Raw genomic sequence first — 25,151 nt, 5'->3', positions numbered from 1 at the left:
TGGAATTCACGCATGGTCGTGCGTCGTTCTCGGCCAGTGCTCCAGCGCCACATGAAGGGCGTCCAACGCGCGCTTCCAGGACGCCCGTACGTCACGGGGGGCGCCGAACCCGCCGATGGCTTCGAGGGTGCAGTAGCCGTGGAAGGTGCTGCGCAACAGGCGTACGGCGTCGGTGAGATCGGGTTCGGACAGCCCGTACGCGCGGAGCATGCCGTAGGTGACCTCGGCGGTGCGCCGGTAGGCGGCGGACTCGGCGACGAGCGCCGGGTCGAGCTGGGTGTGCGTGGCCCGGTAGCGCCCGGGCCGCTCCAGCGCGTACGCGCGATAGGCGTCCGCGAACGCGAACAGCGCGTCCTTGCCGGCCCGTCCGGCCACGGCGTCGGCGATCCGGTCGATCATCTCGCCGGACGCGAGCAGCGCCATCCGGGACCGCAGGTCCTGCACGTTCTTGACGTGCGAGTACAGGCTGGCGTCCTTCACCCCGAACCGCCGCGCCAGCGCGGACACGGTGACGTTCTCGAAGCCGACCTCGTCCGCGAGATCGGCCGCGGCCTCCACGACACGATCGGTCGTGAGTCCGGCACGGGCCATGTCCACCACCTGCTGCTCGGCTGAACCTAGGGCGCCTAGGCTACAACCTAGTGTGCACAGGTTGCGCCGTACAAGGTTCGTCTGGGCGGAAGTCGGGACGCATCGGGCGGTCGGACGGCCAACGCGCGGGCAGACAGGGCCAGTTGCCCTGCCCAGGTCGCACGGTGATCACGCGTAGGCCGTTCACTGTTCATGTTTCGCATCGAATCTCCTCCTGACACGCGTCCGATGGGGTGGCGCGGCACTCAGGAGGCGGTCATGGGGCACACGCACGGACACGACGGGCATCATCACCACCATCACCACCACGAGGACACGGGCGCCCCGCTGCCCGCCGCGTTCGACACCTCCGTGCCCGACGAGGCCCTCACCCCCGACCAGCAGTCGCGCCGCTCGCTGCTGCGCCGTGCCGGTCTGCTCGGTGCGGGCCTGGCCGCCGGCAGTGTCCTCGCGCAGGGGGCCGCCACTGCGGCTTACGCCTCCACGGGCAGTCGGAAGCAGAACGGCTTCCTCTGGCTGGCGGGCGACCACCACATCCACACCCAGTACAGCAGCGACGGCAAGTACCGCGTCGGCGACCAAGTGCGGCAGGGCGCCAGACACGGCCTGGACTGGATGGTCATCACCGACCACGGCAGCGAGACACACGCAAAGATCGGGGTGGAGAAGGTCAACCCGGACATCCAGGAGGCGCGGGACGCGTACGAGGGCACACTCGTCTTCCAGGGCCTGGAATGGAACATCCCGGCTGCCGAGCACGGCACGGTCTTCGTCCACCCCGGCAAGAACGAGGTCGCGGTCCTCAAGCAGTTCGAGACCGACTACGACGGCAGCGTGAAGGGCGCCTCCGACTCGACGCCCGCCAACGAGGCGCTCGCCGTCGCGGGCCTCAACTTCCTTGCCGAGCAGGTCGAACGGCGCAAGGTCAAGGACGCCCTGATGCTCGCCAACCACCCCGCGAGGCGCGGCGTCGACTCACCGCACGAGATCCGCGGCTGGCGCGACGCGACCGCCCCCGGCCGCCAGATCGCCATCGGCTTCGAGGGCGCTCCCGGCCACCAGGCCGCCGGTATCGCCGCGCCGCTCGGCATGGGGCGGGCCCGTGGCATCTACGACAACAGCCCGAGCGCCAACTCCTTCGCCGGGTACCCGCTGGAGAGCTACCGCACCTGGGGCGGCTTCGACTGGATGACCGCCACGGTCGGTGGCCTGTGGGACAGCCTCCTCGCCGAGGGCAAGCCGTGGTGGATCACCGCCAACTCCGACTCCCACCAGGTGTACACGGACACCGCCGTACGCGGTGGTCCGGACAGCGACTTCACCGCCAACGGCAAGCACACCGACCCGATTTACGGCGGCAAGGTCGACCTCGCCCAGGGCGACTACTGGCCCGGCCAGTACAGCCGTACGCACGTGGGCGCCGACGGATTCTCGTACGCGGCCGTGATGGACGGCATCCGCGCCGGACGCGTGTGGGTCGACCACGGGCAGCTCCTCAGCGGTCTCGACGCGCGGGTGGCGGGCGGCAGCCGCTGGGCCACCCTCGGAGGTGCGCTGCACGTGAAGAAGGGCACCCCGGTCACGCTGACGGTGGACCTGGGACTGGCAGGTGGACCCAACTGGGCCGGATTCGTCCCGAAGTTGGCGCGCGTCGACGTCATCCAGGGCGAAGTGACGGGCGCCGTCTCGGACCAGGACACGTTCACCGCTCCCACCGCGAAGGTCGTCCAGTCGTACGAGGTGAACAAGTCCACCGGCACCGTCCGGCTCACGTACGACCTCGGCTCGGTCGACCGCCCGGTGTACGTCCGCCTGCGCGGCACCGACGGCAACCGCTCCGCCGTCGGCCTGATGGGCGCGGCGGTCGACCCGGCGGGCCCGGCCGTGGACGTCGTCGGCGACGCGGACCCGTGGAAGGACCTGTGGTTCTACTCCAACCCGGTGTGGGTCCTGCCGTCGTGACCGAGCGGTACGGGTACGTCGTCGGAGTCGACACCGGCCTCTTGGGAGCCGCTCAGGCGGCGGACCACCTGCTGCGCGCGCTGGCTGTCGAACTCGGCGTGACCGAAGACGTGCTGGGCTGCACGCACCACGTACGGGACGGGGGGCGGCCGCACACGGCGCTGTCCTTCGCCGTGCCGTCGGAGCGTGCCGCCCGCGCGGCCTTGCGGCGGCTCGCGGAGCGGGAGTTCGGTGCCGCCCTCGGTGGCGAACGGCACGGGCCCACCGAGCTCGCGGCGGGCGCCGCCCAGGCCGCCGCCGAGCATGCCGCGCGCACCGGTGGCCGCGCCGTCCTCTACCCCGGGTCCGAGGCCCTCACCGGCACGGTGACCGTCGCCCGGCTGCTGGCCGTGTCCGCGGTGGACCGGGTCGCCGTACTCGGCGCACCCGACGGTCCCGAGCCGGAGCGGCGGATCGTCACACGCGATCACGTACGCCCGGAGTGGCGCGAGGGGCAACTGGTCCTGACGACGATGCCGGCCGCGGGCGGGACGCTGGTCCCGTTCGAGGAGCCGGAGCCCACGCCCTGCTGCGCGGACCACTAAGTGCAGCGGGTGGTCGGTCGAGGGCAGTCGGCTGGAACTGTGCTGAGGTTCCAGCCGACGTTGCTCCCCAACGACCAAGCCAGGAGCGTGACGGGGTTCACGAGGCTCCACCTCGCGCCCGGCCCGTCTCCGATTCCCGGCGGTCGCCGGTGCCCGCCTGTGCGTCCGGGCGGGGGTGGCCAATCCCGCGCGCACGGCGGGGAATCGTGGTCTTCGGCATCCCACAGCGGTGGCCGCGCGCCGGGGCGCGCCGTCGTCCCAGGCGTTCGGGTTGAGGCCGTTCGACAGCCTCGTGCAGGCCGGCTTCGCCGCGTAGTTCCCGTCGCACGGGAGGCCGGCGCCGCAGCCGCTGAAGGTGCCCGGGAGCGTGGCCGGGACCTGCCCGACCACGAAGTGAGATTGGGAGCCGGTTTCGTTCAACGGCACACCCTCTGCGAGGAGTTGCACGCTCATCGGCACCAGCGGCAACGACACCTTGAACGGCGGCTACGGCAACGACGTGATCTGCGGCCTCGGCGGCGACGACACCGTCAACGCGAGCTACAACAACGACACCGTGTACGGCGGCTACGGCAACGACCGCCTCGACGGCGGCTACGGAGACGACACCCTGATCGGCGGCCCCGGCAATGACAACCTGATCGGCTACTACGGCAACGACCAGCTCAACACCGTCGACAACGTCTCCGGCAACGACACCGCCAACGGCGGCTCCGGCACGGACACCTGTACGACGGACGCGGGGGACACGCGAATCAGCTGCCCGTAAGGGGCCCGCGACCACTGGCTGTCGGGGCCCGGACCGGTCATTGGCGACCGGGGCGGGCCCCGTCGTCGTACGTCGCCACGCGCCCGGCGAGGAGCGCGGCGCACAGGCTCGCCACGCTCAGCGCCACCAGCGCCGGACGAAGACTCGTCGCCTGCGCGAGCAGGCCCACGGCCGGGCCCGCCAGCAGGCATGCCGATGAGGACGAAGGCGACGCAGGACGCGACCGCGGCCTGACGGCTGAAGAGCCGGCCGGCCGCGGTGCGCGTGAGGGGTGTCAGTCCCGAATCTCCGAGAAGACGAACGAGAACTCCGCGGGCGCTGCACGCAGTTGGTACTGAGGCAGGGCGCCGGGTCCGCACGACTGCGAGCCGATGCCCTGCTGGCCGTGGTCGAGGTTGACCCAGACCGTGTCGCCGGGCGTCAGATCCGTCAGATGCTCGGCGGCGTCGAGCTGCTCGGTCGTCCAGCGGCGCGCGGTGAACCAGAAGGACGGATCACCCTCGACACGCAGTCCACCGAGTTCCGCCCAGCGGACGTCGGCCCGGGCGCCGTTCTCCTGCGGACGCACGTACGGCGTCTGCAGCGCGTCGACCGTCGACGCCCAACGCCCGATCACGGAGGCCGACTTGGTGTCCGGGTACCCCTCTCCGGGACCCCCGCCGAACCACTTCACACCGTCCGCCGAGCCCGAAAGCCCCAGACGGATCCCGAGCCGCGGCAAGAGCAGCGTCCAGTCGCCCTCCGGCGCCACGGACACGGTCAACCGGAGCCGCGTCCCGTCGGACGTCCACCGGTACACCGTGCGCAGGCCCACTTCCCAGGCGGCGGGCGCCACCCGGGTCCGTACGGTCAAGGCGTCGTCGCCCAACTCCACGGCGTCCAGGCGGTGTCGCATGCGGTGCAGGCCCAGCTTGCGCCAGAGCGGGCCGTAGCGCAGGTCGTTCTGCCAGTGCGCGCCGTTGTCGTTGTCGGTCGGGGCACGCCACACGTCCAGCCGCAGACCGGTCACGTCGACCCCGCCGATCGTCTTCAGGGCGCCGCTGCGGGCGTCGAAGGCGGCCGGGCCGAGGGTGATGATCCGGTCGCCGAGCACGGGAGCGTCGGACTGGGCAAGAGGCGCCAACGCCCTTTCACCTGCCGGAAATTGAGCCCAGGCGACCTGATGGCCTCGCGGGCCCCACGCGGTCTCCGCGGCCAGCGTCGCCCGTACCGTCCACCGCGTCTCGGCCCCCCGCCCGTCCGCGGACGGCGTCGGCAGCTTCACGTCCGCCGACTCGCCCGGTCCGAGCGCGGGCACCGACAGCGCGCCCGCCTCGACTGTCTCGCCGTCGACCTGGTAGGACCACTCGAAGGCGAGCGCGGAGAGGTCGGCGAAGTCGTACGCGTTCGTGACGCGCACGGTGCCGTCCGAGCCGTCACCCTCGATCCGAACCGGTTCGATCACCTTCTTGTACTCGACGAGGCCCGGGGAGGGTGTCCGGTCGGGGAAGAGCAGTCCGTCGCAGACGAAGTTCCCGTCATGCAGCTCCTCACCGAAGTCGCCGCCGTACGCGAACCCGTACCGCTCGTCCGCGATGCCGTGGTCGATCCACTCCCAGATGAAGCCGCCCTGGATACGGTCGTACGACTCGAAGAGGCGCTGGTAGTCGGCGATCCCGCCGGGGCCGTTGCCCATGGCATGCCCGTATTCGCAGAGGATGAAGGGGAGTTGGCGCCGCTTCAGTGCGCCGCCGTCCAGGCCCCTGCCGATCGTCTCGACCTCGGCGTGGTCGGCGTACATCCGCGCATACACGTCCGTGTCACGGCAGTTGAGGTCACCTTCGTAGTGGATGAGCCGTGAGTCGTCCCGGCCGCGGATCCACTCGGCCATGGCGGTGAGCCCGCGTCCGGTGCCGGCCTCGTTGCCGAGGGACCAGATGACGACGGACGGGTGGTTCTTGTCCCGTTCGACCATCCGCGCGGCGCGGTCGAGCAGCGCCGGGGTCCAGCGGTCGTCGTCGACGGGGTTGTCGCGCCAGGCCTGTTCGGTGAAGCCGTGGGTCTCCAGGTCGCACTCGTCGATGACCCACAGGCCGTACTCGTCGCACAGGTCGAGGAAGGCGGGGTGCGGCGGGTAGTGCGAGGTGCGGACGGCGTTGATGTTGTGCCGCTTCATCAGCAGCACGTCCTCGCGCATGGTCTCCATGTCGAGGGCGCGGCCCTTCACCGGGTGCCATTCGTGGCGGTTGACGCCCTTGAAGAGGATCGCCCTGCCGTTGACCTTGATCAGGCCGTCTTCGAGGGCGACGGTACGGAAGCCGACGCGCAGCGGGACCCGCTCGCCCTCGGTGACCAGTTCACCGTCGTACAGCCGGGGTGTCTCGGCCGTCCACGGCCGCACCGGCACGGTCACCGACGCGCCGGTGGCGACATCGATGTCCAGGGCGGGCAGTGAGACCCGGCCGTCGACGTCGGAGTCGACGCGCAGGGTGCCCGTTTCGGTGAGGTGGTCGTACGAGGCGTGCACGAAGAAGTCGAGCGCGCTGCCCACCGGGCGGTGCAGCAGGGTGACGTCGCGGAAGATGCCCGGCAGCCACCACTGGTCCTGGTCTTCCAGGTACGAGCCCGCCGACCACTGGTGCACACGGACCGCGAGCACATTGCCGCCCGGCTTGAGCAGATGCCCGACCGCGAACTCGTGCGGCAGCCGCGAGCCCTTGAACTCGCCGATGTCCGTGCCGTTCAGCCAGACGCGCGCGCAGGACTCGACCCCGTCGAAGCGCAGCACCGTGCCGCCGTCCGAGGGCCAGTCGGACGGCAGGTCGAAGAGGCGCAGATGGTCACCGGTCGGGTTCTCGGTCGGCACGCGCGGCGGGTCGACCGGGAACGGGTAGAGGTGGTTGGTGTAGATCGGCGAGCCATGACCCTGCAGCACCCAGTGGCCGGGAACCGTGATGTCGGCCCAGTCCCCGGCATCGAACCCCTCCGCGGCGAAGGAGTCGTCCTCGGCGTCGGCGGTGGGTGACAGACGCAAGCGCCAACTGCCGTTCAGCGACAGGGACTTGGCGTCCGAGGACGCGTACCAGGCACGCGGCGGCAGTGCGCCGCTGCCGGGGGAGACGTCCTCGACGTAATCAGTGGCGGCAGGAGTGCGGAAAGACATCGGTCTCCTAGATCAGCCCTTGATGCCGGTCTGTGCGATCCCCTGGACCAGCCACCGCTGGAGGAAGAGGAACACGAACACCAGGGGCAGGATGGAAATGGCGGTGGCCATGAAGATCAGATGGAAGTTGACGGTCTGGTTCGTCATGTACGAGGAGAGCGCGACCTGGACCGTCCACGCCTGCGGGTCCTGGCCGATGACCAGCGGCCACAGGAAGGCGTTCCAGCCGCTGATGAACGTGATGGTCGCGAGCGCGGCGAAGAAGTTCAGCGAGTTGGGCACGACGATGCGCCAGTACGCGCCCCAGTAGCCGAGTCCGTCCACTCGCGCCGCCTCCTCCAGCTCCTTGGGAAACCCCAAGAAGTACTGCCGGAACAGGAAGCAGGTGAAACCGCTGAACAGCCCCGGGACGATGAGGCCGCGCAGACTGTCGACCCAGCCCAGCGAGGAGACCAGCACGAAGCTCGGCACGAAGGTGACGGCGGCGGGGACCATCAGGGTCACCAGGACCGCGTAGAAGATCTTGTTGGCGTGTTTGTAGGGGATGCGGGCGAGGCCGTATCCGGCGAGCGAACAGACCAGCAGCGTGCCGAGCGTGTGCAGCACGCCGACGACGGCGGAGTTCCACAGGGACCGGGCGAAGGGGACCGTGGGGTCGTCGAACAGCTCGCTGATGTTGCCCCACTGGAGGTGAGTGGGGAAGAACTTCCAGTTCTCGCCCGTGATTTCGGCATCGGTCGACAGGGAGTTGCGGATGAGCAGATAGAAGGGGACGAGGAAGAGCAGGGTGGCGATCCCGGTGGCGAGGTAGAGGCCGGTGTTGCCGATGACGCCGCGCCGATCGCGCCTGCGCCCGCGCTTCCTCGGGAGCACGGTGTCACTCTTGCGGCCGTCCATGACGGTGCTCACTTGGCCTCCCCCCGTCCGAATCCCATCAACTTGCCCTGGAGCAGGGTCACCACGCAGATCAGCAGGGTGAGGATGACCGCGCCCGCACTGCCCGCGCCGTAGTCCTGGGCCTGGCCCAGCGCCGTGTAGTACAGCTCGACGAGCGGAGGACGGCCCCAGGTGGTCTTCGACAGGAGGTTGTAGAACTCGTCGAACGCCTGGTACGCGGCGACAAGGAGCAGCAGGATCACGGCCGTCGAGGTGGCGCGCAGCTGCGGCAGGGTGATGTGACGGAAGGTCTGCCAGCCGGGCTTGGCGCCGTCGATGGCGGCGGCCTCGTACAGCTCGGGCGGGATGTTCTGCAGCGCCGCGAGGAACAGGATCATGTAGAAGCCGGCCTGCAGCCACAGCCGCGCGGAGACGATGACCAGCCAGTACCAGGGCGGATCGGGGTTGGCCAGCCAGGCGATGTTGTCGATCCCGAACCAGCCGAGGACCGTGTTCATGAGGCCGAAGCGGACTCCGCTGAAGATGGACATCTTCCAGATCAGCGAGGCGGCGACATAGCTGCACGCGGTCGGCAGGAAGAAGACGGACCGGAAGAACGCCCGCATGAAGCTCAGCCGGTTCACCATCAGGGCGAGGCCGAGTGAGAATGCCCAGGTCACCGGCACGATGATGGCGGCGAAGACGGTGAAGGTGACAAGGGCGCCGGTGAAGTTGCTGTTCTGCAGCATCTGCCGGTAGTTGTCGAAGCCGACGAACTTGTCGGGCGTGACCGTGAAGCGCGCCTCGAAGAAGCTCAGCCAGAGGCTCCAGACGATCGGGATGTAGACGAAGACCAGCAGGCCGATGAGGAACGGGCCGGTGAAGAGCCAGAAGTTGAAGGTGCTGCTGCCGCGCAGCCCGCGCCGCGGCCGGGCCCGGGAGGCCTTGGCCGGGGCGGGACGCGTGACACCGCGGGTGGTGGTGGTCGACATGTCGTAACCCGTCCGTCGGTCTATCCGAAGAGCTTCTTGAGCTCGCGGTTGACGGTCGTGTCGGCCTTGTCGAGAGCGGCCTCCGGGTCCCCGTTCTTGCGGACGGAGTTGGCGAAGACGTCCTCGAGCGCGGTGATCATGGACTGGGTCCAGCCGATGTTGTCGAAGTGCCCGTACTCGTTGAACAGCTTGACGCCCTCGGCGGGCAGGCCCGACTTGAGCTTGGTGGCGGACGTGGCGAGCGAGGCGCGTGGTGGGATGTGGAAGCCGTACGACAGCGACCAGTCCTCCTGGTACTTCTTCTGGTCGATCCAGAGCCACTTCACGTACTCCTTGGCCAGGTCGACGTTCTCGCCCTTGGCGTTGACGAACACCGACCAGCCGCCGTTGTAGACGGAGGGCTTGCCGGCGTCGGTGACCTTCGGGAAGGCGAAGACGCCGATGTCGTCGCCGAGCGCCTTCTGCATCTGCGGCATGGCCCACATGCCGCAGAACTGGATGGCACACAGGCCCTGGTTGATCGCCGAAGGGTCCCAGTAGTCGGCCGGGGCGTCCAGGAGCAGGTCCCCGCTGGTGAAGAGCTTGCGCATCTTCTTCAGACCTTCCTTGACTCCCTCGGTGTGGTACGCGATCTGGTTCTTGGCATCCAGGGTGTCGGCGCCGGCCGACCAGATCAGCGGGTTGATGACCGCGTGCAGGTCGTTGCCGAGGAACAGGCCCTTGACCTTGCCGGTGGTGAGCTTTGCGGCGGCCTCGATCAGCTCGTCGAGCGTGGTCGGCACCTTGACCTTCGCCTTCTCCAGCAGCGAGGGGCGGTAGAAGAAGAACTGTGGGTCGTCGATCATCCGGACGCCGTATATCTTGCCGTCGACCGTGTGCGAGGCGATGTCGGCCGGGTTGAAGTCGTCCTTGACCGGATTGATGATGTCGCTCAGATCCGCCACCTGGCCGCTCTTGACGAGCTGGATCTGCGGGTGGAACTCGAACAGGTCGGGCGCGTTCTTGGTGAGCAGCGAGGCGAAGAGCTTGGATTCGAAGTCGGAGCCGGTGATCCACTGCGTGGTCACGTTCGCCTTGTCGTAGGCCTTCGCGTACCGCTTGATGGCCTGCTCGGTGCCGGCCTCCCCGTACGCGTGGAAGTACTGGACGAGCGTCTTGCCCGAACCGCTGCCTCCCCCGCGGCCGTTGTTGCCCCCGCACGCGGCCAGCGGGCCGAGGGCGGCGAGGCCGGCGGCGGCCCGCAGTATGGAGCGGCGGTCCCAGTTGCTGCTCATTGCCGACATGGTGACGTCCTTGTCTCGAATACGGCTGCGGCTCGAATGCGCTGTGCGGTGCCGGACGTTAACCTTCGCCTAAGGCTTCGGCAAGGGGTTGGACGAAGCCTGTTCGAAGCGTTGCGCGGCGTTCGGGATGCCGGACGTGACGGGCTCACGGGCCGCCGAATCACCGGTCCGCAACCCCCAACACCACGGAAATCGCCAGTGCTTGGACCAGACCTCGTTGGATCCGGGGGTGCAGGTGTAGAGGGTCACTCGGCTTCCATCAGCGCGCGCCTGACCGCTGACGTCCAGGCATGTCCCGGACACCTCACTGCCGATCCGCCCGTCGGCCTTCGTCTGCCATCGCTGGTCAGGACCGCCCGCGCAAGGGGCCGCCACCAGGCCCTTACTCGCGCGTCAGGCACCCGTCGGCGTGCGGAAGTCCACGGGGCGTGGGCGGGGGTGGTGACCGCGGTGCCGGCACCGCCAAGGTCGTAACGGTAGGCGCTGAGGTCCAGGCCCTTGGCGGATCACAGCAGCTTGGCAACCCGGGGCTGGGGAGACCGCGGCGATCGCGGGGCCGGCGGCTGAGGCGGGTGGGGCGGGTGGGGCGGGTGGGGTGGGTGGGGCGGTTGTCAGGGGCCCGGTGGCAGCCGGCGCGGCTGCGGCTGCCGCGAGGGCCGATCTGTGGGTGAGCGTCACGGTGCATCCCTTCCGTCGTCATGAAGGCGGTGCGGTACGACTCCTTGCGGGGGCGGTGCGCTTGACGGGCTGTGCTTGCTTTCTGCGGGGCTGGCCGACCGACTGCAGCGCGCCCTCCAGGGCGAACGTCGCGGCTCCGAGGCAGACCGGGTCGGTCGGAATGGGGGAGAGGACGATCTCGGTGGCCGCGAACGGCCGCTTCAGCGCGTGTCGGGCGACGGCCTCGCGCACCTCGCTCAGCAGCGGCTCCCCGAGCGCGGCCGCAACCCAGCTGCTGAGCACCACCACCTCGGGGTTGAGGAGGTTGACCAGGTCGGAGATGCCGGCACCGAGGTAACGAGCCGTGTCGCGTACGACCTTCACCGCCACCGGATCCTGCGCGGCGACGCCCTCGGCGAGCGCGTTGATCGTGGCGGTCTGGTCCTCGGGATGCAGCAGGGGGCTCCGGGGGCTCAACTCCCGAAGATTCAGCATGATGCCGGGCGCCCCGACGTACGTCTCCACGCAGCCCTGATTACCGCAGTGGCACAGCCGCCCGTCCAGGACCAGTGTCGTATGGCCCCATTCGCCCGCGCTGTTGCTGACCCCGCGGTGCAGCCCGCCACCCAGGGCGAGCCCGGCGCCGACGCCCGTGCCCAGATTGACGACCACGGCGTCGCCGCGACCCCGGGCCGCGCCGAACCACAGCTCGGCGACCGCGCAGGCGCGCAGCGGATTGTCGAGGTGGAGGGGGTAGGCGATGTGCTCGGCGAGCAGGTCGAGCAGGGGCACGTCGTGCCAGTCCCAGTTCGGGGCGTACTCCGAGACCCCGCTCTCCCGGTCGACCTGCCCGGGGACGCTGACGCCCACGCCCAGGACGCGCGCGCCCTCGACGCCGGCCTGCGCGACCACCGAGCCGACGGCCGCCGCGACATGCCCGACGACCTGCTCCGGACGGCTCTCGCCCGGGCGCATGTCCTCGTCGGCGCGGGCGAGCACGTTCAGCGCCAGATCGAACAGCTCGACGCGGACGTAGGTCTCCGCGATGTCGACGCCGATCAACGCGCCCCCCGACGCGTTGACGGCCACAAGGCCCCGGGGGCGGCCCCCCGCCGAGTCCTCGAACCCGACCTCGGTCAGCATCCTGAGGTCGAGCAGCTCACCGACGAGCGTGGCGACCGTGGCGAGGCTGAGCCCGGTGGCAGCCGCCAACTCCTGTCGCGAGGTAGGCGATTCGGCGATGATCTGGCGCAGCACCTCATAGCGGTTCGCGGTGCGGATGTCGCGTGACGTGCCGCGCTTCATCGGACTCCCCTCGCTCCCAGGCGCCGGTCATGCCGGCCCCTGCTTCTCGGGCCGGGGGCCTGGGGGTTTGTCCCCCGGGAAGTCACAGCACCGAAGCTGTGGCCCCCCGGTCCCTCCTGCCCATGGCGAGGCCTCTCGGCCCCGGCGCGGCGCAAGGCTATGGCCTGCGAGAGGCTTTCGACAAGGGGTTAAGAAAGGGGGTGGAGAAAGTCCCGTACGAACGCGTTGGTGAACGTGCCCGCCGGGTCGAGCGCGTCGACGAGCGCCCTGAACTCAGGCAGCCGAGGATAGCGTTCGTGCAGCGCCGCCGACCGCAGTGTGAACACCTTGCCCCAGTGCGGCCGGGGATCGAACGGCTCCAGCGCCTCCTCGACGCGCCGGACCACCGGCAGGACGGCCTCGGTGTCCGCCACCCAGGTGAAGTGCACGGCGACGGTGTCCCGCCCGTACGCCGGGCTCAGCCACTGGCGGTCGGCGGCCACGGTACGCACCTCACAGATCTGCAGCACCGGCGCGATCGACTCCCGGATCGCGTCGAGGGCGTGCAGCGCGGCCATGGCCTCAGGGCGCGGCAACAGATACTCGGACTGCAGCTCGGCGCCGCTGCTCGGCGTGAACTCGGCCCGGAAATGGGGAAGTCGCTCGTGCCAGGGGCCCGGAACGCCGAACTGTTCGGTGCAGTTGACCGCGGGCATGCCCGGCACCGGGTGCATCGCCACACGCGCGGGGGCGGCCCAGGGGAAGTCCGGCAGCGGCTGGTCGGTGCGCTGCTTGAGCCACACGTGCCGAAAGCCCGGCCGACCCCAGTCGGTGAACAGACTCACGCTGTACGCGGCCCCCGCGACTGTTTCGAAGTCCAGCCCCTCCAGGGGGAGTTCGGTGAAGACATGCTGGGCAACCTCGAAGTCCGGCTCCAGGTCGAGGGTGAGGGCGGTGACGACACCGAGCGCTCCCAGTGAGGTCACGGCACCGTCGAAGCGCGCCTCGCCCCGGCTGATCGTCACGGTCGAGCCGTCCCCGGTGACCAGCTCGACCTCCCGTACGGCGGAGGCGAGCGAACCGTTGGTGACGCCCGAGCCGTGCGTGCCGGTCGCGACCGACCCCGCCACGGAGATGTGCGGAAGGGAGGCCATGTTGTGCAGCGCCCACCCGTGCTCGTGCACGACGCGGGCGAGTTCCGCGTACCGGACGCCGCCCGAGACCCGTACCGTACGGGCACTCGTGTCGATGTCCACGGCGGGCGGCAGCGCGGTCAGCGAGAGCAGTACGCCGTCGTCGCCCGGCTCGGCGATCTCGTTGAACGAGTGCCCGCTGCCCAGCACCCGCACGCGCGCGCTGTCGGCGACCAGCGCCCGGAGCGCGTCGAGCGAGGGAGGGCGTTGCAGCTCCTTGGCCGTGTATGTGATGTTGCCGGCCCAGTTGGTCAGGGTCTCGCTCATCCCTGTCGTCCTTCCCCGGGAAGTCGCCGTCCACGGCCGGTATGCCCGGCCACCGAGGAAACTACCTCGTCGGCCGGGTGTGGTGACCGGCCCTTCCATTGACCCTCTCACGCGCCGCGACCTACCGTAGAGACCGGTTGCTATCACTGGAGTCACGAGCCGGAAGGTCACCTCCTTGCCCGAGCGTCCCGTGGCGATGTTCGCCATGACTGCCGAGAACGTGCCGCAGATCTTCCCTCCGGAGGTGCTGGCCCGGCTGCGCGGGCTCGTAGAAATCGATCCCTCTCGGGTGGCCGAGGACTTCACAGATCCCGGTGTCCGTGACGCCCTCGCCGGGACCGAGATCCTGATCACCGGCTGGGGCTGTCCCGCCCTCGACACCGCCACCCTGGACGCGGCCCCGAAGCTGCGCGCCGTGCTGCACGCCGCGGGCTCCGTGAAGAGCTTCACCTCGCCCGATGTGTGGGGACGCGGGCTCGTCGTGTCGTCGGCGGCCGGTGCCAACGCGCTGCCCGTGGCCGAGTACACGCTCGCCATGATCCTGCTGGCGGGCAAGGACCTCTTCACGTACCGGGACCGCCTGCGCACCGACCGTGCCTTCCCCTACGGTCGGATCGTCCCCGGCATCGGCAATTTCGGCCGCCGCGTGGGCATCGTGGGAGCCTCCCGCATCGGCCGGCGCCTCATCGAACTGCTGCGCCCCTTCGACCTCAGGGTGAGCCTCGCCGACCCGTACGTCGACGAGGCCGGCGCCGCCGCGCTCGGCGTCCCCCTGCTGCCGCTCGACGACCTGCTCGGGGGCAGTGACATCGTTACCCTCCACGCCCCGCAGACTCCCGAGACCCGGCACATGATCGGCCGCCGCGAACTCGCCCTGATGCGCGCCGGATCCGTCCTCATCAACACCTCGCGCGGAGCGCTCGTCGACCACGACGCCCTCATCGACGCGCTGCGCGCCGACCGGATCAGCGCGATCCTCGACGTCACCGACCCCGAACCGCTGCCCGCCGACTCCCCGCTCTACGACCTCCCGGGCGCGTTCATCACGCCGCACCTGGCGGGCTCCCAGGGCAATGAGGTCGCCCGGCTCGGCCTCACTGTCGTGGACGAGGTCGAACGCCTGCTGTCGGGCCGGGAGCTGGCGTTTCGGATCGAGGCGGACGAGTTGGAACGGGCCGCGTGAGCGGGCGGGGCCGAAGCAGGGTCGCTCAGCGGAGGAACCCCGCCGTCATCGCGGTGAACCGTTCGGCGTCGTCGAGCCACGGGAAGTGCCCGGCGCCGGGCTGAACGGCCGGCTCGGCGTGCGGAAACAGCTCGGCGAACTCGGCGACCGCGGGGGGCGGGGAGTTGAGATCGACCTCCCCGGCCAGCAGGAGGACCGGCGAGGTGAACCGTGCGAGCGCCGCGCGGGTGGTGTCCGGGTCGAAGGCGCCCTCACCGGCGAAGACGGCCGCGGCCTCGTTGTTCCTGTGCCCGTCCTCGGCCGCCCGATGAGCCCGTGCCGCCGCGTCCCAGCGGCCGTACCAGAACGGGGCGATCGCCTGGAAGGAGTCGGCGTTTCCCCTGCCCGCGACGACCTCTTCCAGGGCCGCGAACGCCCCAGGGAACCACGGCTCGTCCCGGCGGAGCCGCGCCGTCTCGCGCCGGACGTCCGCGCTGACCGTGATACCGACGGCGAAGACGCTCGGCGTGATCAGCGCGAGCCTGCCGACGCGTTCCGGGTGGTGCTGCGCGTACAGCACGGCCAGGTTCGTGCCGGCGGAATGCGCGAGCACATCCATCCGGTCGAGGCCCAAGTGCTCACGCAGGGCCTCCACGTCCTCGACCAGCCGGTCGCAGCGGTAGGAGGCCGTGTCCTGCGGTGTCGCCGACCGGCCGGTTCCCCGGGGGTCCAGCATGATCAGCCGGTGGTGTGCGGAAAGGCCGCCGAGGTCGCCGAGGTACGCGGTGTCCTGCATCGGTCCGCCGGGGAGGCAGACCACCGCAGAACCCTCTCCGACCTCGTGGTAGGCAAGCTTGGTCCCGTCATACGCGGAGAAGGTAAGCACGGCCGGAACTCTGTCAGCGGCGTTCAGACGGAGCAACCGGATTCCCCATCGGCCCCCGCCACCCAGTGCTCCACCAGCTCCACGAACTCCCTCGGCCGCTCCTCGTGCAGAAAATGCCCGGCCCCCTCGAACACGACCGCCCGTGACGCAGGCCCGGTGAGCGTGCCGCGCTCGAAGTCCGCCGCTCCCGGCGTCGCATACACGCCCAGCACGGGGCACGTGCGCCGAGCGAGGTAGGTCACCGTGGCGGGCCGCAGCCCGAAGGCGTCCGGCGTCAGATACATCTCGTCCCTGCACTCGACGAGCACATCCGGGTCCATCTCCGCCATCAACCGGCGCTGCCGGTCCCGGAGTTCGTCCCGCACCCCCGCCCGGAAGGCCCCCGCCACCAAGCGCGCCGCCCACTCGGAGCCCTCCTCGCGCAGCTCCTCCTGTTCGCCGGGAATCCGGACGGCCTCCGCCTCATCCGCCCCGTACGCCGGATCGACGACCACCAACCCCCGTACGAGCTCGGGGTGCTCCACCGCGAGCGCCGTCACCGCCTGCCCGCCCATCGAGTGCCCGACGGCCACCACCGGCCCGGTGTCGAGCCCTCGCAGCAGCTCGGCCAGATCGCCGGCGAAGTCCCGGGCGCCGTACCCCTCGGCGGGCTTCGGTGAGCGTCCGTGGCCGCGCAGGTCGGGGACGATCACCCGATGTCGCCAGTGCGGAAGCGTGGGGTTCCAGTCCTCGCCGTTGCCGCCCCAGCCGTGGACGAGGAGGAGGGCGGGCAGTGCGCCCGGGTGGTCCGAGTGGTGGAGCGGTAGGGCTGTCGTGGTCACGGGCGTGACTGTAGACGGTGGAGGTTGCCGCTCTGCGGATTCGGTTGAGTAATGGCTTACGTGCAACTGATTTCGTCAATTTGCGGCGAGTTCGCGTGCGATATCGATAGTCTCGCGCCCATGACGTACGGACCTCTCCCCGAAACCGACCTCACCCGCCACCGCCGCCTCCGCGAGCAGGGCAGCCGTGACCGCGCGGACCTGGACGCGATCCTCGACGCCGGGTTCATCTGCCACCTCGGGGTGGTCGTCGAGGGGCGGCCACTCGTCGTGCCGACCGTGTACGGGCGCGACGAACGGCAGCTGTACCTGCACGGGTCGGTGGCCAGCCGAAGTCTCGCGGCCGGCGCTCCCGTGTGTGTCACCGTCACGCACGTCGACGGGCTTGTGCTGGCCCGCTCGGTGTTCGAACACGGTGTGAACTACCGCAGCGCGATGATCCATGGCGTACCGCGCGGGATCACCGATCCGCAGGAGAAGCTGGAGGGGCTGCGGCGGCTCACCGAACACGCCACGCCCGGTCAGTGGGACTACGCGCGCCGGCCCAGCCGCAAGGAGCTGGCCGCGACCACCCTGCTCGGGTTGTCCCTCGAGGAGGCCTCCGTGAAGATCCGTACCGGCGCCCCGGACGACGGCGACGGGCCCGACGCCGCGCTGGGCCTGTGGGCCGGGACCCTGCCGCTGACCTCGACCTGGGGAGCGCCCGAGTCCGACCCCCTGCTGCCGCCCGACGCGACCGCTCCGGCACATGTCGCCCGGCGCGAGGGGACCCGGCACGGCTGACCTCCGGGCTGGGGCATACCGTGAGGAGTCGTACGCCTGAGCCGGGAGGAGATACGTATGGGCAGCCGCACCGCGCTGGTTGAGGATCTGATGGAACGCTTCCCGCACGTGCCGCGGGAAGCCGTCTTCAAGGAGGACCTGCTCCGCGGGGGAGTGGCCTTCGACGCCTCCGCCCTCAGCGACAACGAGAGCGGTGAGGTCAAGCCGAAGTCGTACTTCATCTTCTCCTTCGACCACGGCACCCTGCCCGAGCTGGGCGAGGCCGCGCTCAGGCGTCCGCCCGAGGAGATCATCCTCACCGGTGGCCCGTACGACCTGCGCCGCACCGTCGTGTCCGTGCGCGTCAACCCGTCCTCGCCCTACCGCGTGGCCGCCGACGAGGACGGCATGCTCGGGCTCTACCTCGACGGGAAGCGGATCTGCGACGTCGGAGTGCCGCCGATGCCCGAGTACTACCGGCACACGCTCTCGAACGGGAAGTCCGTGATGGAGGTGGCGCCCACCATCCAGTGGGGGTACCTGATCTACCTCACCGTCTTCCGGGTCTGCCAGTACTTCGGCGCCAAGGAGGAGTGCCAGTACTGCGACATCAACCACAACTGGCGCCAGCACAAGGCGGCGGGCCGCCCGTACACCGGGGTGAAGGACGTCGAGGAGGTCCTCGAGGCGCTGGAGATCATCGACCGGTACGACACCGCGAAGGCGTCCACCGCGTACACCCTCACCGGCGGCGCGATCACCTCCAAGGTCGCGGGCCGCGACGAGGCCGACTTCTACGGGCACTACGCCAAGGCCATCGAGGAGCGCTTCCCGGGGCGGTGGATCGGAAAGGTCGTCGCGCAGGCGCTGCCCCGCGACGATGTGCAGCGGTTCAAGGACTACGGCGTGCAGATCTACCACCCCAACTACGAGGTGTGGGACCGCCGGCTGTTCGAGCTGTACTGCCCCGGCAAGGAGCGTTACGTCGGCCGCGACGAATGGCACCAGCGCATCCTCGACTCGGCGGAGATCTTCGGCGCCCGCAATGTCATCCCCAACTTCGTGGCGGGCGTGGAGATGGCCGAGCCGTTCGGCTTCACGACGGTCGACGAGGCGATCGCGTCGACGACCGAGGGCCTGCGCTTCTTCATGTCGCACGGCATCACGCCCCGCTTCACCACCTGGTGCCCCGAGCCCACGACCCCGCTCGGCAAGGCCAACCCGCAGGGCGCGCCGCTGGAGTACCACATCCGTCTTCTGGAGGCGTACCGCTCCACGATGGAGGACTTCGGGCTCTCCTCCCCGCCCGGATACGGCCCGCCCGGACCGGGCAACGCGGTCTTCTCCGTCAGCTCCTTCATGGACAGCCTTCCCGCGCAGGAGCCGTCCCAGGTGTGATCCGGGCCGCGCGGCTCAGGTGTGACCCGCGCCGCGCGGCCGGGAATTGATACGTTCCGGTTTCTCTGCCGTACAACCCCGGAAGACGTCCGGAGGCGGCAGCCCGCACGGCCGTGGCCCGGGCGCGCCGCGCGGGGTAACCGCTTGCCCCATCATTTGAATACGTCGCTTGTCAGTTGTGTTGAAACCGTGAAAGGCTCGGGCCCCGTCCGTGAGAGACGGACTCCAACTCCCTTGTGGACAGCGGCGAGTTGGGCATTGCATGACTTCGCACATGGAAGCAGCGGATGCAGGAGCCACCCATGCCCGACCTGCCGACCCCTCAGGACGCCGCCGAGGCCGCGCTGTTCTCGGAGTGCTGGGACGCGGTCCTGTCGTACGCCGATCTGTGCACGTCCGGTTCCGCCGCGGCCACCCAGCTGGCCACCGAGGCGTTCACCCACGGAATACGGGAGGCGCGCGCGGTCGCCGAGGGCACGAGGAGCACCGGCCGCAGGACGCTCAGGCTGCCCCGGATTCCCTTGCTGCTGACGTCTGTTCGGTCCACGGCCGCCGCCTGGGAGGCGGCCGGGCGCGGCCACCGGCTCGACCCCGACCTGCGGCTGTGGCTCAACTCCGAGAAGGCCGACCGCTACACCGGTCCGCCGCTGCACCGCCCGCTCGCCCTGCGCGGCCTCAGGGACATGCAGGAACCCGACGCGGCGCTGCTGTGGCTGGCCGAGGTCGAGGCGCTCCCACTTCCCGCCGTGGCCCGTCGGCTCGGTCTCGATCCGGCCGCCGCCGCCGAGGAACTCGCCCAGGTGCGGGCGCTGTTCAGGGACCGGTGCCATCGCAACCACCTCGACACGCCGATGGATGCCAACTGCCGCAGCTACGCCCGCCTCCTCGACGCGGTCACCCGCTCACCCGGCGCCGAGGCCCCCGAGGACCTCTCCCGGCATCTCGCCCGGTGCGTGGGGTGCGCGGAGGCGGCGGCCTGTCTGCGGCTGAACGGCAGCGGGCTGCCCGTGGCGCTGGCGGGCGGGGTGATCGGCTGGGGCGGCCTGGCGTACCTGGAGCGCCGGCGCCGGGCAGCCGAAGCGGGCCTCGCGGGCGGGCGCACGGACGCGACCGTGGACACGGGCATCGCCGAGGGCACGACGGCCCGGCCCCGGATCGGCCGGACCGGGCTGCTGCTCGCGGCCGTCCTCGTGTCGGCCCTGGCGCTGGCGGTGTCCCTGATGCCCTTCGACGGCACCAACGGCGGGGGCAGCTCCGCGAGCGGCGACTCGGCGGACCGGCAGCCCGTCGCGGACCCCGGCGTCTCCTCCCCGTCGGCCACCACCCGCCCCGCCGGCTCGCTGGTGTCGCCGCCCGCACCTGCGGACTCGACGACCGGGTCCGGGACGAACCCCGACCCCGAACCCCAGGGCACGTCCTCGTCCCCCGCCCACACGACGCACCAGTCCGCGGACCCCACCCGGAGCGCGTCGTCCTGCGAGGTGAAGTACGAGATCGTCAACCAGTGGCCGGACGGCTTCCAGGCCACCGTCACCGTCACCTCCGTCAAGGCCCTCGACTCCTGGCGGATCGCCTGGACCTTCCACGACGGCCAGCGGGTCAGTCAGATGTGGGACGGCACCTTCGTCCAGCACGACTCCCGGGTGACCGCCACCGCCGCCGACTACAACAAGTCCGTCGCCGCGGGCGGCACCTTCGCCGTGGGTTTCCTCGCCTCCTGGCACGACGGGAACTCGGCTCCGGGCAACTTCACGCTGAACGGCGGGAGTTGCACGACGGCGGGCTGACTCCGAGCGGCGCCACCGCCGCGCAGACCGACACGGCGGCGGGCGAATGGCACCGGGTGGAGCTGTCAGCGCCCTCGACGGCCGCGACGCTGCGGATTCGGGCGACGTCGACGGGAACGTCGTACGTGGACGACCTGATGGTGCAGCCCGTCGGTCAGTTAATTCGCTTGACGGGCCCGAGGGGGCCCCGGCTACGGTGTGGATGTTCGTGCGGAGGCCCGCTGCCGCCGCGCTCGCCGAGTGTGTTCGAGGAGGTGTGACCGTGATGGCTGTCACTGCGATGGGCGCTGCCCGCATCCAGGAGTTCATCAAGTCCACCCCTGTGGCCACCGGCTGACCTTCCTCTTCCTTCGCGCCCGAGTGCGCGTGCCGGGGCCGCCCTTGTGAAGGGTCTCCCTTGACTTCCACCTCTGCTTTCTCCGCGCTCGCTCCCTACGGCTGGGACGACGCATGGGCGGACGAGTTCGCCCCGTACGACTCTGAAGGACTGATCGCCGGGCGCGTCATCCGGGTCGACCGCGGTCAGTGCGACGTGGCCACCACCGACGGGGTCATGCGCGCGGACACCGCGTTCGTGACGCCGCACGATCCGATGCGGGTCGTGTGCACCGGCGACTGGGTCGCCGTCGAACCCGAGGGCAACCCGCGTTATGTACGGGCGTATCTGCCGCGCCGTACCGCCTTCGTACGCTCCACCTCCTCCCAGCGCTCCGAGGGGCAGATCCTCGCGGCCAACATCGACTACGCCGTGGTGGCCGTGTCGCTCGCCGTGGAACTCGACCTCGGCCGCGTCGAACGCTTCGTAGCACTGGCCTGGGAGTCCGGCGCGCAGCCGGTGATCGTGCTCACCAAGGCCGACCTGGTGCCGGACGCGGCGACGCTCGGGCATCTCGTCGAGGACGTGGAGAGGGCCGCGCCGGGTGTCGCGGTACTGCCGGTCAGCGCCGCCACGGGCGAGGGCCTCGACGTACTGGAGGCCGTCCTGTCCGGCGGTACGTCCGTCCTCCTAGGGCAGTCCGGCGCGGGCAAGTCGACCCTCGCCAACGCGCTGCTCGGCGCGGACGTCATGGACGTACAGGCCACGCGGGACATGGACGGCAAGGGGCGGCACACCACGACGACCCGCAACCTCCTCGCCCTGCCGGGCGGGGGCGTCCTCATCGACACGCCCGGTCTGCGCGGCGTCGGGCTCTGGGACGCCGAGACCGGGGTCGGGCAGGTCTTCTCCGAGATCGAGGAACTCGCCGCCGACTGCCGCTTCCACGACTGCGCCCACGTCGCCGAGCCCGGCTGCGCCGTCCTCACCGCCGTCGACTCCGGCACCCTGCCCGAACGCCGCCTCGACAGCTATCGCAAGCTCCTGCGGGAGAACCAGCGGATCGTCGCCAAGACGGACGCCCGGCTGCGCAGCGAAATCCGACGGGACTGGAAGCGGAAGGGAGCGGAGGGGCGCGCGGCGATGGAGCTGAAGCGGGGCCGTCAGTTTTAGCCTGTCCGGCGTTTGAGGACGAGCGCGAAGCGCGATACGGGGTATCTGGGGGGCGAAGGCCCCCCAGATACGGGACGGGTAGCGGCGGAGGGGGCGAAAACCGTTCAGTCGCGCGGTGCCGGCAACAGTCGTGGCTCGAGCCGCTCCTCGACCGCCGTACCCCCCTCGCCCCTCACCACGTACGCGCCCTTGCCCGGTATCTCCGTGACGGCCTCGACGAGTTCGGTGCCCCGATACACCAGCCCGACCCCGTCGTCGGTGCAGTGGGTGACCGGCAGGGTGCCGTCGGCGACGAGCCGGTGCACCAGCGGACGCCGGCCCTCGTCGCTGTCGTAGTGCACACCGTTGCCGTACGGCAGATAGCCGAGTCCGTCGGTGAGCGCGCGCAGTTCGGGGCCGAAGGAGTCGGTGGTGCCGCCTCGGAACCAGCAGATCGAGCCGGCGCTCACCCCGCTGAGCACGACGCCGGCCTCCCACGCGCGCCGGAAGACCGCGTCGAGTCCGTGGACGCGCCACACGGCGAGCAGGTTCGCCGCCGAACCGCCCATCACCCACACGACATCCTGTTCGAGCACCGCTTGCTCGATGTCCTTGAGGTTCGGCATGGGGAAGAGGAGGAGCGGGGTGAGGTCGAAGCCCGCCACGCGGGCGGCCTCGCTCATGCGGGTGGTGACGTGCTCGGCGTCGCCGATCGCTGTCCCGACGTACATGACGCGCGGGCGGCGCCCCTGGACGCCCGCCAGCTCCACGGCGTGGTGCACGAGGGCGTCGAAGGTCACTCGGGTGCGGTCTCCGACGCGGTGACCACCCGAAGTGGCCAGGATGGTGGGCTCCGAGGCGGTCATGGCCCGTGACCCTACCAACGCGGTCAGGCCCCGTGGTCTTCAACGGGGCAGATGCGCAGGGCCGTTCAGTCCTCCAGTCCCCAACTGTGGATCCGCTTCGGATGGATACGGATCAGTTCCTCACTGAAGTGCGGCCCCAACTCATGTGGCCCGGTCAGGAGTTCGGCCTCTCCCCGGATGTCGATGCCTCTGACCTTCCACGGCCGGAGGCTGACGATGTCGTCGACGACCAGGGCGACCTTCGGGTTCTTCCGCAGGTTGCGCCACTTCTTGGTGGTCCCCATCGCGTACCCGCCGACCAGGATCGTCCCGTCCTCCTGCGGGAAGAAACCCACGGGGTTCGCCTGCGGCTGCCCCTGCGGGTCGACGGTGGCCAGCCGCCCCAGCCGCTGCGATGTGAGGTACGCGCGCTCGGCCTCGCTGAATTCGGTCATGGCAGCAGCCAAACACGCCCGCGCCCGCCCCGCATCGGGTCCTGGGCTTAGGTCCAATGGAGGAGGGGACCTCGCACGGGTGCGTCCAATGGGGTGACAGTGCGTTGCGGGTGCCGACGGGCAGGGAAACCATGCCCCCATGACCCGCGCGATCAAGGTCCGGTACCTCCTCGCCCTCCTGGTGGCCACCCTGGTGCCGGCCCCGCCGCTCGCCAGAGCCGACGCGGGGCCCACCCCGGGCCGGGTCGTCACCCGCACACCGAGCGACATGTGGACCGGCACCTGGGAAGCCGCCGCCTCCGGCACCGCACCGGCACTGCCCGGCGCCTCTTTCCGTAACGTCGTGCACACCAGCGTGGGCGGCCGCGCGGCCCGCGTCCGCCTCTCCAACCGGCTCGGCACGGCCCCGCTCCGACTCGGCGCCGTGACACTGGCGTTGCAGCGGCCGGGGTCGCCCGCAAGTCCCAGAGCCGTCGCCGGCTCGATGCGTACGGTCACCTTCGGCGGGGCCCCGTCCGTGACGATTCCCGTGGGCGCGGACCTGGTCAGCGACCCGGTCGCCCTCCCCGTCCCCGCCGACACCAACCTCCTGGTCTCGTTGCGTACCCCCACCGATTCCGGCCCGGCGACCTACCACCGTTCCGCCCTTCAGGCCAACTTCCTTGCCCGCGAGGGCGATCGGACCGCCGAGGAGAGCGGCGCCGGATACACGACCACCCTCGGCAACTGGTACTACGTCACCGGCGTCGACGTACTCGGCCCCTCGGCCGTCGGCAGCGTGGTCACGCTCGGCGACTCCCTCACCGACGGCACCGGCTCGACGTTCAGCGCCAACCACCGCTGGCCGGACCGGCTCGCCGCCCGGCTGCGCGGCCTCCCACCGGACCGCCGGCTCGGCGTCCTCAACGCGGGGGTCGCCGGAAACCGAGTCCTGCTCGACGGCCGCGGCCCCAGCGCCCTGGCCCGCCTCGACGCCGACGTCTTCTCCCGCACCGGCGTCCGCGTCGTGATCGTGATGGAGGGCATCAACGACATCAAGGGCACACCGGAGCAGACGGATCCCCGCGCGCTCGAGGACGCGTACCGCCGTATCGTGCGCCGCGCGCACGCCCGCGGCATCCGTGTCATCGGCGCCACGATCACCCCGTACGGCGGCCACAGCGCGTACACCGGGGCCCGTGAGGCCGTACGGCAGGCGGTCAACGCCGCCGTCCGCACCCGCGGTCTCTTCGACGGGCTCGCGGACTTCGACGCCACCGTCCGCGACCCGGCCCACCCCAGCCGCATCCTCCCCGCCTACGACCCCGGCGACCACCTCCACTTCGACGACGCGGGCATGAAGGCGCTGGCCGACACCATCGACCTGACGACCCTCACTCCTTAAGCGGGCCGTCCCCACGTGGGCGCGTCCTCGTTCGGCCGCACCGGCGCGACGGTGAGGCCGGGCCGGTCACCCTTCGCCGTGATCAGCGCCGACTCGCCCTTGCGCAAGGCGACTTGGATCGCGCCGCCGCCCGTCGCCTCGTACCGCACCCTGCTCCTCCAGGACATCCTGAGCGAGGAGAAGTGGCAGAGGCGGCTCACCGACGCCGACCGGCGAGCCCTGTCCCCGCTGTTCTGGACCCACGTGAACCCCTACGGCCGGTTCGAGCTGGACATGAACTCCCACCTCGCCCTCGCCGCCATCGTTATCTAAGGGGTGGCACCTCTTTCCCCTGCTCAGGTGGTTGATCAAGGGTGCAGGCAAGTGAGGCAAGTACGACTTGTCGTGCCCGAGCAAGGTGGTTCGGCCGAACCACCTCAGGGCCCCTGTTCGAGCGTTCGGTCACCTGCAAGATCCTCGACGTCGACCGCACCGCCGTCCTCAACTGACCGCTACGAGGCACCCCAGAACCAGCCCCCGACCCGCTGAACGGTGGCGGCATGCCCGACCGCACGGTCTCGGTGGACTGGGAGATCGCCGAGGA

22 protein-coding genes are annotated in these 25,151 nt (G+C 70.4%); 10 read left to right on the top strand and 12 right to left on the bottom strand.

The window, feature by feature from the left end:
- Positions 1–6 precede the first annotated feature (6 nt).
- The gene (locus AB0D27_RS32800; RefSeq protein WP_362515977.1) at positions 7–591 is read right to left on the bottom strand and encodes a WHG domain-containing protein; all 585 of its coding nucleotides are present in this window, start codon (positions 589–591) and stop codon (positions 7–9) included.
- Positions 592–849: 258 nt separating this feature from the next.
- Between AB0D27_RS32800 and AB0D27_RS32795 the strand changes: the two genes are divergently transcribed.
- From AB0D27_RS32795 to AB0D27_RS32785, 3 genes are all read left to right on the top strand, one after another.
- Positions 850–2,553: a PHP domain-containing protein gene (locus AB0D27_RS32795; protein ID WP_362515976.1), complete on the top strand. Its 1,704-nt coding sequence runs from the start codon at positions 850–852 to the stop codon at positions 2,551–2,553.
- Positions 2,550–3,137 (top strand): hypothetical protein, encoded by a 588-nt coding sequence (locus AB0D27_RS32790; RefSeq protein WP_362515974.1) that lies wholly within the window; start codon positions 2,550–2,552, stop codon positions 3,135–3,137. Before AB0D27_RS32795 ends, AB0D27_RS32790 begins: the two co-directional genes overlap by 4 nt.
- Before the next feature lie 475 nt (positions 3,138–3,612).
- Positions 3,613–3,906 carry a hypothetical protein gene (locus AB0D27_RS32785; protein ID WP_362515972.1) on the top strand — a complete coding sequence of 98 codons (294 nt, stop codon included), beginning with the start codon at positions 3,613–3,615 and terminating at the stop codon, positions 3,904–3,906.
- A gap of 274 nt (positions 3,907–4,180) precedes the next feature.
- Here AB0D27_RS32785 and AB0D27_RS32780 read toward each other — a convergent pair whose 3' ends face one another.
- The 7 genes from AB0D27_RS32780 to AB0D27_RS32750 all read right to left on the bottom strand — a co-directional run bounded on the left by AB0D27_RS32780 (position 4,181) and on the right by AB0D27_RS32750 (position 13,600).
- Positions 4,181–7,048 (bottom strand): glycoside hydrolase family 2 TIM barrel-domain containing protein, encoded by a 2,868-nt coding sequence (locus AB0D27_RS32780; RefSeq protein ID WP_362515971.1) that lies wholly within the window; start codon positions 7,046–7,048, stop codon positions 4,181–4,183.
- 12 nt (positions 7,049–7,060) lie between these two features.
- Entirely contained in the window at positions 7,061–7,945 is an 885-nt protein-coding gene (locus AB0D27_RS32775) for a carbohydrate ABC transporter permease (RefSeq protein ID WP_362516002.1), read from the bottom strand.
- An 8-nt stretch (positions 7,946–7,953) separates the two neighbouring features.
- The gene (locus AB0D27_RS32770; RefSeq protein WP_362515970.1) at positions 7,954–8,916 is read right to left on the bottom strand and encodes a sugar ABC transporter permease; all 963 of its coding nucleotides are present in this window, start codon (positions 8,914–8,916) and stop codon (positions 7,954–7,956) included.
- 20 nt (positions 8,917–8,936) lie between these two features.
- Complete coding sequence (locus tag AB0D27_RS32765) at positions 8,937–10,199, bottom strand: sugar ABC transporter substrate-binding protein (protein WP_362515968.1); 1,263 nt, start codon at positions 10,197–10,199, stop codon at positions 8,937–8,939.
- A gap of 69 nt (positions 10,200–10,268) precedes the next feature.
- Positions 10,269–10,574 (bottom strand): ricin-type beta-trefoil lectin domain protein, encoded by a 306-nt coding sequence (locus AB0D27_RS32760; protein WP_362515966.1) that lies wholly within the window; start codon positions 10,572–10,574, stop codon positions 10,269–10,271.
- Positions 10,575–10,895: 321 nt separating this feature from the next.
- Positions 10,896–12,161, bottom strand: coding sequence for an ROK family transcriptional regulator (locus AB0D27_RS32755; RefSeq protein WP_362515965.1), 1,266 nt, complete (start codon positions 12,159–12,161; stop codon positions 10,896–10,898).
- 188 nt (positions 12,162–12,349) lie between these two features.
- Positions 12,350–13,600, bottom strand: a complete 1,251-nt coding sequence (locus AB0D27_RS32750) for an FAD-binding protein (RefSeq protein WP_362515963.1) — start codon at positions 13,598–13,600, stop codon at positions 12,350–12,352.
- 175 nt (positions 13,601–13,775) lie between these two features.
- Here AB0D27_RS32750 and AB0D27_RS32745 point away from each other — a divergent pair, with 175 nt between their 5' ends.
- Entirely contained in the window at positions 13,776–14,783 is a 1,008-nt protein-coding gene (locus tag AB0D27_RS32745) for a hydroxyacid dehydrogenase (RefSeq protein WP_362515962.1), read from the top strand.
- A gap of 25 nt (positions 14,784–14,808) precedes the next feature.
- Here AB0D27_RS32745 and AB0D27_RS32740 read toward each other — a convergent pair whose 3' ends face one another.
- Together AB0D27_RS32740 and AB0D27_RS32735 are read right to left on the bottom strand one after the other, a co-directional pair.
- Entirely contained in the window at positions 14,809–15,648 is an 840-nt protein-coding gene (locus AB0D27_RS32740) for an alpha/beta hydrolase (protein WP_362515960.1), read from the bottom strand.
- Between the two features lie 23 nt (positions 15,649–15,671).
- Positions 15,672–16,469, bottom strand: coding sequence for an alpha/beta hydrolase (locus AB0D27_RS32735; protein ID WP_362515958.1), 798 nt, complete (start codon positions 16,467–16,469; stop codon positions 15,672–15,674).
- Between the two features lie 120 nt (positions 16,470–16,589).
- On the opposite strand from AB0D27_RS32735, the gene AB0D27_RS32730 reads away from it, so the two are divergent.
- The 4 genes from AB0D27_RS32730 (at position 16,590) to rsgA (ending at position 21,905) form a co-directional block, all read left to right on the top strand.
- The gene (locus tag AB0D27_RS32730) at positions 16,590–17,252 is read left to right on the top strand and encodes a pyridoxamine 5'-phosphate oxidase family protein (protein ID WP_362515956.1); all 663 of its coding nucleotides are present in this window, start codon (positions 16,590–16,592) and stop codon (positions 17,250–17,252) included.
- Positions 17,253–17,309: 57 nt separating this feature from the next.
- Positions 17,310–18,629 carry a radical SAM protein gene (locus AB0D27_RS32725; protein WP_362515955.1) on the top strand — a complete coding sequence of 440 codons (1,320 nt, stop codon included), beginning with the start codon at positions 17,310–17,312 and terminating at the stop codon, positions 18,627–18,629.
- 302 nt (positions 18,630–18,931) lie between these two features.
- Positions 18,932–20,416: a cellulose-binding domain-containing protein gene (locus tag AB0D27_RS32720; RefSeq protein ID WP_362515953.1), complete on the top strand. Its 1,485-nt coding sequence runs from the start codon at positions 18,932–18,934 to the stop codon at positions 20,414–20,416.
- A gap of 397 nt (positions 20,417–20,813) precedes the next feature.
- Positions 20,814–21,905: a ribosome small subunit-dependent GTPase A gene (gene rsgA / locus AB0D27_RS32715; protein ID WP_362515952.1), complete on the top strand. Its 1,092-nt coding sequence runs from the start codon at positions 20,814–20,816 to the stop codon at positions 21,903–21,905.
- Positions 21,906–22,009: 104 nt separating this feature from the next.
- On the opposite strand, the gene AB0D27_RS32710 is transcribed toward rsgA, so the two are convergent.
- Positions 22,010–22,750, bottom strand: coding sequence for a peptidase E (locus tag AB0D27_RS32710; RefSeq protein WP_362515950.1), 741 nt, complete (start codon positions 22,748–22,750; stop codon positions 22,010–22,012).
- A 65-nt stretch (positions 22,751–22,815) separates the two neighbouring features.
- The gene (locus tag AB0D27_RS32705) at positions 22,816–23,184 is read right to left on the bottom strand and encodes a PPOX class F420-dependent oxidoreductase (RefSeq protein WP_362515948.1); all 369 of its coding nucleotides are present in this window, start codon (positions 23,182–23,184) and stop codon (positions 22,816–22,818) included.
- A gap of 139 nt (positions 23,185–23,323) precedes the next feature.
- Here AB0D27_RS32705 and AB0D27_RS32700 point away from each other — a divergent pair, with 139 nt between their 5' ends.
- On the top strand, positions 23,324–24,568 hold the full coding sequence (locus AB0D27_RS32700) for an SGNH/GDSL hydrolase family protein (RefSeq protein ID WP_362515946.1): 1,245 nt from the start codon (positions 23,324–23,326) through the stop codon (positions 24,566–24,568).
- A 15-nt stretch (positions 24,569–24,583) separates the two neighbouring features.
- The gene (locus AB0D27_RS32695) at positions 24,584–24,880 is read left to right on the top strand and encodes a Tn3 family transposase (protein WP_362515945.1); all 297 of its coding nucleotides are present in this window, start codon (positions 24,584–24,586) and stop codon (positions 24,878–24,880) included.
- The last annotated feature ends 271 nt before the right edge of the window (positions 24,881–25,151 follow it).

This window comes from Streptomyces sp. NPDC048415 (assembly GCF_040651675.1).
Lineage (GTDB): Bacteria > Actinomycetota > Actinomycetes > Streptomycetales > Streptomycetaceae > Streptomyces.
Note: the sequence above shows the minus strand (reverse complement) of the source record. Positions and strands in the feature narration are given on the sequence as shown.